Raw genomic sequence first — 10,988 nt, forward strand, 5'->3', positions numbered from 1 at the left:
GAAAAGAAATTTAATTTAAAATTTCTTTCATATGTTCGACACGTTTATTTACAAGTTCAGTTGTACCGACATCCCTTCTGTGGTAAACATTACCTTTAACAAATTCACAAGCTTTTTCAGCTATTTTTTCTGCCTCTGCAATGGATTCACCACTGGCAACAATACCTAATGCCCTTGAACCGGACAGATGAATTCCATCATCTTCTTTAGATACAGCCGCATAAAATACCTTTGCACCTAAATTTTCAATAGCCTCTTCGTCAACTTCAATTAGTTCTCCGGCATATTCGGTTTCAGGATATCCGTCAGGCACGATGTATTTACAAACACTAGCTTTGTCTTCAAATTCGACTTTATCTAAATTTCCACCTACAATAGCCTGACAAACATCAGCCAATGGAGTTTTTAAAAGTGGCAATACATTCATTGCTTCAGGATCTCCAAATCTTGCATTGTATTCAATGAGTTTAGGTCCGTCTGCTGTCAACATGAACTGACCGTATAAGATTCCTTTGTAAGGTTCTGCCTCTTCAGCAATAGCTTTTAAAGTAGATTTCATTATCTCTACAGCCTTATCATAATCTTCTTGACTTAAAAATGGCAATAATCCACCAACATCAGAATATGATCCCATACCACCAGTAATTGCACCCACATCTCCTTCAAAAGCATGCGGATGGTCTTGTGCTGCAGGCATTGGTGCCAAATTTTCACCATCACAGAAAGCCTGAATAGTGAATTCCTCACCAATTAATCTTTCTTCAATGATTACTTGTGCAAAACCGCCCATAATATTGTCAATTACTTCACAAGAGTATTCTTTTGCTTCTTCATTGTCTTTAAGATGGTCACCAACAATTTTAACTCCTTTACCACCTGTTAAACCTACCGGTTTTACAACAACATCACGGTCAAATTCATCCAAAAATTTAGAAACATCTTCGGAGTTATCAAATACTTTATAAACTAATGATCCTTCAATTTCATAGTCTTCAAACAATTTTCTCATGAATGATTTGTCAGTTTCGATTCTTGCCGCACTTTGAGTAGGTCCTACACATTTAATTCCATTTTTTTGAAGCTCATCTACAATTCCTTTTCCGAGAGGAGCTTCAGGACCAATGAATGCAATATCAATCTCATTTTCAACGGCATACTCGGCTACTTTTTCAACTTCTCCTTCATCGCCTTGTTTAAATTCAGCGATTTTGGACATACCAGGGTTAATCTTACTCATGTAAACGTATAACTCAACATCATCTTTTAAAGCATCGGCTATTGCATTTTCACGAGCGCCAGTTCCAACAACTAAAACCTTCATAATTTAGTCTCCTATTGATTTAATATATATATTTAAAAATATTTAAAATGTTTTAATTTATACAAAATTATTGATTTTCATATAATAATCATTAAAAAAATATTGAATTAGGTATCTTTATAGAGGATAAAGCACGAAAATGATACACTTAATTAACAACAATAGGTAGTTACGAAAACAGTAAATAATTAAGCATTATTTTATTTTTCAAAATTTCAACATTAACTTTAAATACAAATACTTGCATATACAAGTGTATAATTGCATATGCAAGAGAGGTAAAGTATGGAGAAGAATGAAAATATTGAGATGATTACAGGAGACCCAAAAAAAGCTATAAACAAATTGTCAATACCGATTATAGCCAGTATGTTTTTGATTTTTGCAAATAATATCATTGACAGTATTTGGGTAGCTGGACTTGGAGCAGAACCGTTAGCGGCACTTGGATACATTACTCCACTGTTTATGATTTTAGTGGGTTTTGGAAACGGACTTGGAGCCGGTGGTAACTCACTGATTTCAAGATACATCGGAGCGGAAGACAAGGCTTCAGCTAATAATGCCGCAATACACAACCTGATTTTAAGCATTATCGTTTCAATCATAATCTCAATAGTTTTCATCACATTTATGAAACCCCTGCTTGTAATGATGGGTGCATCATCAGTTCTTGATTACGCAATGGAATACGGATTTATTATATTTGCATGGACATTTGGACTTTTAATGCCCCCTATAGTTGGAGGAGCATTCAGAGCAGAAGGAGATATTAAAAGAGCAACAATACCAATAGCTCTTGCCGCCATAATCAATATGATTTTAGACCCTATATTCATCTACACATTCAATATGGGAATTGCCGGAGCAGCATGGGCAACCGCTCTTGGACCATTTATAAGCCTATTACTCATGTTTTACTGGATATTTGTCAAAAAAGACACCTATCTTTCATATAACTTTAAAGATTTTCACAATGACCTCAAAATGTATAAGGACATTCTAGTTGTAGGTATTCCGGCAAGTTTGGAGCAATTGGTATTGTCCGTTTTAACAATATTTGTAAACTATATGCTTACACTCGTCTCAGGACCTGTTGCAGTGGCAGTATATACCGCAGGTTGGAGAATTATCAATATTGGTATGCTTCCGGCTATCGGTGTTGGAACAGCTGCCATATCAGTTGCGGGAGTCGCATTTGGAGCTCGTAAATATGAAAATTTAAGAGTAACAGCGAGATATGCCGTTAAGATAGCTTTAATAGCTTCAATAATCGTGTGCATAATTTTGAATGTATTTTCAAATCAGATAGCGTTTATATTTTCATACTCCGAAAGCAGTGCAGAATTAGCTCCACTTATTGCCAGTTTCCTGCAGATAATGTGTTTATTTATACTATATGTTCCATTTGGAGCCAGTGCAGGTAATGTATTCCAAGGGGTTGGAAAAGGAACAATATCCTTTTTCCTAACAACATTCAGAGAATTCATTTTAGTACTGATATTTGCATATCTTCTAGGATTTACATTCCATATGGGAGAGTTTGGAATTTACTGCGGAATGCTTTTAGGCGGAGGAATTGGATCTTTAATATGTTATGCATGTATTGAACTTTACATCAATAAACTAATCAGGAGCAATCAAAATGCCTTTTGATAGTGATATCCCAACACCTCCTTTAGTTTCACTTCTCCACAGAAAGCAAACTGCCCACATCAATGATAAATTAAAAGATGTGAATTTAAGTTCAGGATTATATCCGTTACTAATTAAAAGCTATAAAAATGAAGGAATTAGTCAGGAGGAACTGGCTGATGCATTGCATGTCAATGAAAGTACTGTTACACGAAATTTGGATAAATTGGAAAAAAAAGGACTGATAATAAGAACTCCCAAAAAAAGGAAAAAAATCATAAGTGTAACTCCAGAAGGTGCAGAAATAGCTAAAAAAGTAATGCACATAGATGAAAAGTGGGACCTGAACCTGAAAAGCTCATTAACTAATGAAGAATACGAAAATTTCAGAAAATTGCTAATAAAAATATGTGAGGATTTAAAATGAATCAAACAATTGAAGATTTAAAAACAAGAAGAAGCATCAGAAAATTCAAAGACGAACAAATATCAGACGAAGAGTTAAAAACCATTTTAGAAGCAGGAACATATGCTCCAACCGGAAGAGGATTGCAATCACCTAAAATCGTGGTTATACAAAATCCCGAAACAATAAAAGAATTTTCCGTGTGGAACAGAAGTTATTTCCCAATGGAAATGCCGGAAGACATGGACCCTTTTTATGGAGCTCCGACATTGCTTATAGTTTTAGCAGATAGTGAAGTACCAACATGGAAAGAAGACGGTTCCAGTGTACTGGCAGTACTTGTAAATGCCGCCCATGCAATAGGCATCGGAAGCTGCTGGATTCACAGGGCATATGATGAATTTTCATCAAAAAAAGGAAAGGAATTGCTGAAAGAATGGGGAATTCCTGAATCCTACGAAGGAGTTGGGCATGTGGTTTTGGGTCATCCCGATATGGAGGCTCCCGAACCTTTAGCAAGAAAAGAAGATTATATCCACTATGTGGATTAAATTTTTATTTTTTTAAATTAAAGTAATGACCAATGATTTTAACATTGATGGATGAAACTTGATAAAAAAATTATTGAACTTTTCATTAACATTGTACCTCAATGAAAATAACCAATATTTAATATGATGATATACATGTAAAAATTGAATCAAATGTGAATTGAATAATTGCAAATGTTAATGCGAAAAAAAAAGAAATTGAAAGATGAGTTAATTACTCATCTACATTTTTTCAGGTGCAGAAACACCTAAAATGTCTAAAGCATTTTTAATAGTTGTTTTAGCCCTATCAACTAAAATTAATCTTGTATCTTCTACATCAGATCCGATAACTTGTTCTGATTTATAAAATTTATTGAATGAACCTGCCAAATCTTGACAATATTGTGTAATATTGTGAACTCTCTTTTTATTAGCACAGTCTTCAACAACCTGTGGGAATTTGGCGATTTGTCTGACTAAATCCTGTTCTGCTTCATCAGGAATCCAATCGTCACTGACAGTTAAAGAATCGATATCCTTGCCGGATTTTGCAATCAACTTACAAGCCCTTGCATGAGCATATTGAATAGAAGCACAACCTCTTTCAAAACTTAATGCCTCATCCCATTTGAATGTCAAGTGTTTTTCAGGAGATAATTTTGCAATGAAGAATCTTACAGCCCCTACACCAATTTCTTCAGCCATTGGAGCAATTTCATCATCGGATAAATTAGGATTCCTTGATTTGATTTCATCATATGCTCTTGAAACCGCTTCATCAATGAGTTCATCTACAGATACGAACTTGCCTCTTCTTGTTGACATGGACCCCTCAGGAAGTGTGATGAATTCATAAAAGATTACTTCCGGAGGAGTCTGTCTGAATATTTCTTCAAAAATAACCTTGATTTGTTTTGCAGCTAATTTATGGTCTGAACCTAAAATATCCAGTACAGTATCACCTAAAGTAGCTTTATATTTATGATAAGCCAAATCACGGGTGGAATAAAGGGATGTGCCATTAGACCTTCTGAGAACAAACTCTTTTTCAATGTTGAAGTCAGTCAAATCAATGTATAAAACATCATTTTCACGTGTGAAACCTTCTTTTTGAATATATTCTACAAGACCGTCAACTTCTCCGTTTCTTACAAACTGACCTTCCCATACAAAGTCATCATGTTTGATATTCATTCTTAAAAGGGATTCTTTCATTCCAGAAATACATTTGGAGACAACATCTTCAAAGACTTTGTTCAAATCTTCATCTTCCCCTTTTTCATATTTTTGGATTAATTCATCTACCTTAGCATTTAAAGCTTCATCCTCTTCAACAGCCTTATTTGCATCAAAGTATAATTTACCTATTTTGTGGTCAATTTTATCTCCTTCATAATCCTCAATCTTAAGACCGCATTCAGTTATACCGCATACAATAATAGCTATTTGCCTACCCATGTCATTAACATAATACTGGGTTGTAACATCCCTTCCAGCCAATTTCAATAATCTTGCAAGGGAATCACCGAAAATTGAGTTTCTGATATGGCCTATATGCAACGGACCATTAGGATTTGCGGAAGTATGTTCCAATACAATTTTTTCGCCATATTCAGGAAGCTGTCCGTAATTTTCATCAACCTTTTCCAAAAGAAGTTTTGAAAATTTGGAATAGTCAATGAAGAAATTAACATACGGTCCGAAATTTTGAACTTTAGTGAAAATTTCTGGAACTTCTATTTTTTCAACTAAATCCGCAGCAACTTCCGGAGGAGATGTTTTTAATTTTTTTGTAAGTGAAAAAGCAATGGTACTTGCCAAATCTCCTAAGTTAGGATTAGGAGGAAATTCTAATTTAAAATTCCTGTCTATTTCTACATCATACTGATCTAATGCCTTATTAATTGCATCAATAGCTTGTTTTTCAATCTCAAAATACATTAACTCACCTTATAATAATCATAAACCCCTTAACCAAAGGGAAAGATAACCAATTTTTGGAATTACAACTAAATTATCACCGATTGTCACAACTTTTGATTGGATTTGGCTCGGTGAAACATAATACGGGTCTGGAGCATTGTTGTTATCTCCCTTAATAAGATACATTGTACTTCCATTAATATCTACAATATCAATAACTCTATGAATTACCGGTTGATTAAACCATTTTGCATCATAAACCACAACATCTCCTTTTTGGATATCATTGACATTGAACTCCTGAATACCAAGGAAATTAGCTTTTTCAATCATTACAATATCTCCTCTATAGAATGCAGGTTCCATACTACCTGAAACAACTACATTCAAATGCTGTGCTGCAATCAAAACAATTATTAAAATAACTGCATATGATGCAATTTCTTTCCAATCTGTCACAATAACACCTTACTTTTTATTTAAATGCCACTCTTAATGCATTGTCAATAGCTTGAGAAGTTTTTTCCAAATCCTCCATACTATGAGCGCTTGAAATAAAATTACATTCAAATTGGCTAGGAGGTATGAAAACACCTTCTTTCAATAATTCTCTGAAGTATACTAAAAATCTGTCGCTGTCTGATTTTTTAGCATCTTCATAGTTATAAACATCATTTTCATTGAAATAAATCTGAAACATTGAAGCTAAACCGACAGGCTGAATATTTAAATCCTTATCTTCAACAGTAGCCCTTATTTCACTTCTGAGGAAATTTCCTTTACTTTCCAAATCCTTATAAAATTTATCATCTAACTGAGACATGGTTGAGATTCCTGCCTGAACAGAAATAGGATTTCCAGAAAAAGTTCCTGCCTGATAAACTGGTCCGTTAGGTGCAATCAATTCCATTATTTCCTTCTTACCACAGAACGCACCCATAGGAAGTCCTCCACCTACAATTTTACCTAGTGTAGTTAAATCCGGAGTAACACCATAATATTGCTGAGCTCCACCTTTTGAAGCTCTAAAACCAGTTATTACTTCATCAAATATCAGGACAATTCCATTTTCTTCAGTTATTTTTCTAATAAATTCTAAAAATCCTGGTTTTGGTTCAATGCATCCAATATTACCCATAACGACTTCCATTATAATACAAGCAATATTTTCTCCTTCTTTTTCAATCAAATCAGTTAAAGCTTCTTCATCATTGAACGGAACAGACAAAGTATTTTTTGTAGTGTCTTGAGGGATTCCGGGACTGTCAGGAAGAGTTGCAGCACCTGAACCTCCTTTAACTAAAACATAATCATGTGCACCGTGATATGCACCTTCGAATTTTACGATTTTATCCCTGCCTGTGAAACCTCTTGCCAGTCTTATTGCACTCATAGTAGCTTCTGTTCCACTATTGCAGAATCTTACCATCTCTGCAGAAGGAATTCTGGAGACCACTTCTTTAGCAAGTTTAATTTCATTTTCAGTAGGAGCACCATAAGCACTTCCTATTGTTAACTGATTTGAAACTTCCCTTACAACTTTAGGATTAGCATGACCTAAAATCAAAGGACCATAAGCCAAACAATAGTCAGTATAAGTATTTTCGTCTACATCAGTTATTTTAGAACCACCTGCACTTTTAACGAAAAATGGATATGGTTTAAAAGCGCGTACAGGAGAATTTACTCCTCCAGGAAAATAATTTTTAGATTCGTTGAATAATTCTTCAGAATACATTTTATCACACTATAAATGTTGGATTAATGAATTTACGCAAGCTACAGCTATCGGTGTTCCACCTTTAGGTCCTTCAACAATAATATTTGGAATGTCAGAGTTGTGAAGTGCCTCTTTTGAGTCAGCTGCCCCAACAAAACCAACAGGGACACCTACAATAGCTTTCAGATTCATTTCACCTTTTTGGTACAAATCCATAGCTTCAAAAACAGCAGTTGGAGCATTACCAGAAACTACAATACCTTCAAAACCATTAACTGCCGCATATCGCATAGCAGCCGCAGCCCTTGTGATTTGATTTTCCTTAGCTATTTTAATAACTTCTTCATTCCTGATATAACACTCTACTTCCCCATCATATCTTGTAATACCATACTTAACCATGTTAATATCAGTCAAAATGGTTTCTTTATTTTTTAGGGAAGCCATAGCTGCATCTACAAAATCAGGACTGATTTTAACCAATTTTGCATATTCAGGATCAGCAGTTGAGTGAACAATCCTTTCAACAATGTCTCTTTCAGCAGGATTTAAATCTTTGACATCATCTCCAATAAGGCCACGGATAATTTCCCTACTTCTGTTGGCAATATCCAGACCTTGCTTAGTTGATGCACCCATGAACATTTTGTCTGTCATAAGATAATTTTTAAATTATATATATCTTAAATATTTTGTTTTTGATAAAAATGACAGGTATTTTTAAATGTCAATTAGTAAAAAATGATGATAATTTTAGAATTAAAAAACAGAACTTGTATAAAAATAGTCAATATCCATATTGCAGGAAAAACTCCTGCAACATGACCGTTAGATACTGAAAAAAAACTTTAATTTAACCTAATTGGAATAAGAAATCCAAAGGATTTTCAAATTCTATTAAATAGTATAACTCAAATAATATATAAATTTAATCATGAAATTTATAGAATGCAGGGAGTTGCCATTATAAGTAAAACTGAACCCAAAAACGACCGGTCAAAGCCATCTAAAAACAAATCCCTATAAAACTGAAGATCCCTACAATCTAAAGGAGAATTAAAGAAAGTTTCACATCAATTTTACCAAAACCAACGTGAATACAAAAGTCAAACACCACAGACAAATAAGGACCAAACCATTGTAATCCAATACTTAGCAAGGATACTCACAATGTTTCCCTCATGAGTTAAATTAAAGTTGCCAGTAGACTTTTCATCAAAGAAAAACCCCCAAATCCAAGTCACGGCAACATCATGAAACATCACAACATCACCTTCTGGACTTAAAGAGTTACATTTTATTAATAAATATAAAAATAAAGATATATAAAACTTTATTTTTTAAAAATACAAAGTAAAAATGCTTTAATTATATAAAATTGATTTGAAAACGTGGAAATTATTGAACCAATAATAAAAACTACAAATCAACTATTTTTCACTGGCTGATAGACCTGCTAAAAATCCGGTTGAAAAAGCAATTTTCAAATTATAGCCCCCAGTCGGCCCATGCACATCCAATACTTCACCAGCAAAGTAAAGACCGGGAATCACTGTTGATTCCATTGTTTTTGAATTGATATGCTTCAAATCAACTCCGCCGATAGTCACCTTAGCAAGATTATCGTTGAAAGCGGTGATTTTGAAAGGGAATCTTTTCAAGTTTTCTATCAATCTGTTTTTGCTTTTCTTATTGATTCTGGACAATTGAACTTCAGAGTCCATATTAATTTCAGATAAAAAGTAATCAATAAAACTGTTTGTCAAAAACAACTTCAAGTAATTCTTAAGCATAGTTTTACCCTTGGACTGGAAGTCTGAAGTGAATCTGTCAAAAAGCTCTTCACGACTATACTCAGGACATAAATCAATAGCTATCTCCAAATCGATATCAGGATTATTTTCTAATAAGTTATAACTTATACCTTCAGATATTTTATTGCTCAGGTTAATGATTCCGGGACCTGTAAGGCCAACATGTGAAAACAAAACATTTCCCTTAATCTTGTGTTTCTTATAACTTATAACAACATCACTTAAAGTTACACCGGCAATTGCGGATAGATCTTTTTCAGTGATTAATGGTGAAAGTCCATATTTAATATCTGTCAGAGGCTGTGAAGTCAGGGAATAGTTTTCAATATTGCAACCAGTTTTGGGATAAGTAACACCACCAGTGGCAATGATAATCTTATCTGCTTTTAACTTATCATTTATAACAAAGCCCTCTGAGATCTTTTTAACCTCAAAGTTACAACTTATAACAACATCTTCCAACTTATCAGTTAAACCTTCCAGGATATCACGTGACCTGCCGCTTTTTGGAAATACACGGTTGTTGTCTTCCTGGACAAAATCAATATCGAAAAGAGAAAATAAGTCTTCATTAGTAAATGTATAAAAAGAGTGTTTTAAGAAGTTTTTATTATTGAAAGAATTCAATAGCTGTTTTATTGGCTTATTGTTTGTGATATTGCATCTTCCTCCGCCAGTAAGCAATAATTTACGGCCCAAGGAGGGATTCTTTTCAAGCAATATTACCTTTGAAGAATTCTGACTTGCGGCAATTGCAGCCATCATCCCTGCAGGCCCCCCGCCAATAATAGCTATATCATAGTCTTCCATAAAAATCAAAAAAAAGAAAAAAAAGAAATTAAGGGGTTAATCTATGTCTGTCCCTTGGGAAGAGTACACATTCACGGATGTTTTCTGAACCTGTAAGTACCATGGTTAACCTGTCAGCACCTACACCCCAACCTGCATGAGGAGGCATACCATATTCGAATGCTTTTAGATAGCTTCCAAATCCAGCAGGATTCAAACCTCTTTCTTCAATTTGTTTTACGAGTAAATCGTATTGGTGAACACGAGTTGCACCAGAAGATAATTCTAAATTATTATACATTAAATCAAACGCATGAGAGTACTTTTCATCGCCGTCAACAGGCATTACATAGAAAGGTTTAATTTCACTTGGCCATCTGGTCAAGAAGTAGAATCCTCCCATTGTCTCACCTAATGCTTTTTCAGCTTCACGGGATAAATCTTCACCCCATTCCATTTCAACATCTTTTGAGTTTACAATGTCGATAGCTTCATCATAGGTTACAACAGGGAAATCACCAGTTGGCACTTCCAATTCATGACCTAAAATATCCAATTCATTAGCGCAATTTTCATTTACATCTTTGAGAACTTGAATAATCATGTCATTTAGGATTTTCATTACATCTTCATCATCAGCGAATGAAGCTTCCGCATCTATGGAAACCGCTTCATTTAAGTGTCTTAATGTGTCGTGCTCTTCTGCTCTGAAAATTTGACCGATTTCAAATACTTTATCCATCCCACTGGCCATCATCATCTGTTTGTATAATTGTGGAGATTGACCTAAGAATGCTTCTTTTTCAAAGTAAGTAATCGGGAATAATTCTGTTCCTCCTTCAGTAGC

The 10,988-nt window shown here is 34.4% G+C and carries 11 protein-coding genes; 3 read left to right on the forward strand and 8 right to left on the reverse strand.

Annotated elements, in window-relative coordinates; translation table 11 throughout:
- Positions 1 to 10: 10 nt before the first annotated feature.
- Positions 11 to 1,321, reverse strand: a complete 1,311-nt coding sequence (gene purD / locus Q0P94_RS07155) for a phosphoribosylamine--glycine ligase (protein ID WP_295115159.1) — start codon at positions 1,319 to 1,321, stop codon at positions 11 to 13.
- A 285-nt stretch (positions 1,322 to 1,606) separates the two neighbouring features.
- On the opposite strand from purD, the gene Q0P94_RS07160 reads away from it, so the two are divergent.
- Genes Q0P94_RS07160 through Q0P94_RS07170 form a run of 3 tightly spaced genes read left to right on the forward strand, consistent with a single transcriptional unit; the run spans position 1,607 to position 3,913 of the window.
- Positions 1,607 to 2,977, forward strand: a complete 1,371-nt coding sequence (locus Q0P94_RS07160; protein WP_295115161.1) for an MATE family efflux transporter — start codon at positions 1,607 to 1,609, stop codon at positions 2,975 to 2,977.
- A complete protein-coding gene (locus tag Q0P94_RS07165; RefSeq protein WP_295115164.1) occupies positions 2,967 to 3,383 on the forward strand; it encodes a MarR family winged helix-turn-helix transcriptional regulator in 417 nt (138 codons plus the stop codon). The genes Q0P94_RS07160 and Q0P94_RS07165 overlap by 11 nt, the downstream gene beginning before the upstream one ends.
- On the forward strand, positions 3,380 to 3,913 hold the full coding sequence (locus Q0P94_RS07170) for a nitroreductase (protein WP_295115166.1): 534 nt from the start codon (positions 3,380 to 3,382) through the stop codon (positions 3,911 to 3,913). Before Q0P94_RS07165 ends, Q0P94_RS07170 begins: the two co-directional genes overlap by 4 nt.
- A 222-nt stretch (positions 3,914 to 4,135) precedes the next feature.
- Here the strand turns inward: Q0P94_RS07170 and argS are convergent, their stop codons facing one another.
- The 7 genes from argS to aspS form a co-directional block, all read right to left on the reverse strand.
- The gene (gene argS, locus Q0P94_RS07175) at positions 4,136 to 5,836 is read right to left on the reverse strand and encodes an arginine--tRNA ligase (RefSeq protein WP_295115168.1); all 1,701 of its coding nucleotides are present in this window, start codon (positions 5,834 to 5,836) and stop codon (positions 4,136 to 4,138) included.
- Positions 5,837 to 5,854: 18 nt separating this feature from the next.
- Positions 5,855 to 6,277, reverse strand: coding sequence for a signal peptidase I (locus tag Q0P94_RS07180; protein WP_295115170.1), 423 nt, complete (start codon positions 6,275 to 6,277; stop codon positions 5,855 to 5,857).
- A gap of 16 nt (positions 6,278 to 6,293) precedes the next feature.
- Positions 6,294 to 7,556, reverse strand: coding sequence for a glutamate-1-semialdehyde 2,1-aminomutase (gene hemL, locus Q0P94_RS07185; protein WP_295115171.1), 1,263 nt, complete (start codon positions 7,554 to 7,556; stop codon positions 6,294 to 6,296).
- A gap of 9 nt (positions 7,557 to 7,565) precedes the next feature.
- Positions 7,566 to 8,195 carry a cobalt-precorrin-8 methylmutase gene (locus Q0P94_RS07190; protein WP_295115172.1) on the reverse strand — a complete coding sequence of 210 codons (630 nt, stop codon included), beginning with the start codon at positions 8,193 to 8,195 and terminating at the stop codon, positions 7,566 to 7,568.
- Between the two features lie 449 nt (positions 8,196 to 8,644).
- Entirely contained in the window at positions 8,645 to 8,800 is a 156-nt protein-coding gene (locus Q0P94_RS07195; protein ID WP_295115174.1) for a hypothetical protein, read from the reverse strand.
- Positions 8,801 to 8,968: 168 nt separating this feature from the next.
- Positions 8,969 to 10,162 carry an aminoacetone oxidase family FAD-binding enzyme gene (locus Q0P94_RS07200; protein ID WP_295115176.1) on the reverse strand — a complete coding sequence of 398 codons (1,194 nt, stop codon included), beginning with the start codon at positions 10,160 to 10,162 and terminating at the stop codon, positions 8,969 to 8,971.
- Positions 10,163 to 10,190: 28 nt separating this feature from the next.
- Positions 10,191 to 10,988: aspartate--tRNA(Asn) ligase (gene aspS / locus Q0P94_RS07205; protein ID WP_295115178.1), on the reverse strand; the 798-nt coding region annotated here is incomplete at its 5' end.

This window comes from uncultured Methanobrevibacter sp. (genome assembly GCF_946184425.1).
Classification (GTDB): Archaea; Methanobacteriota; Methanobacteria; order Methanobacteriales; family Methanobacteriaceae; genus Methanocatella.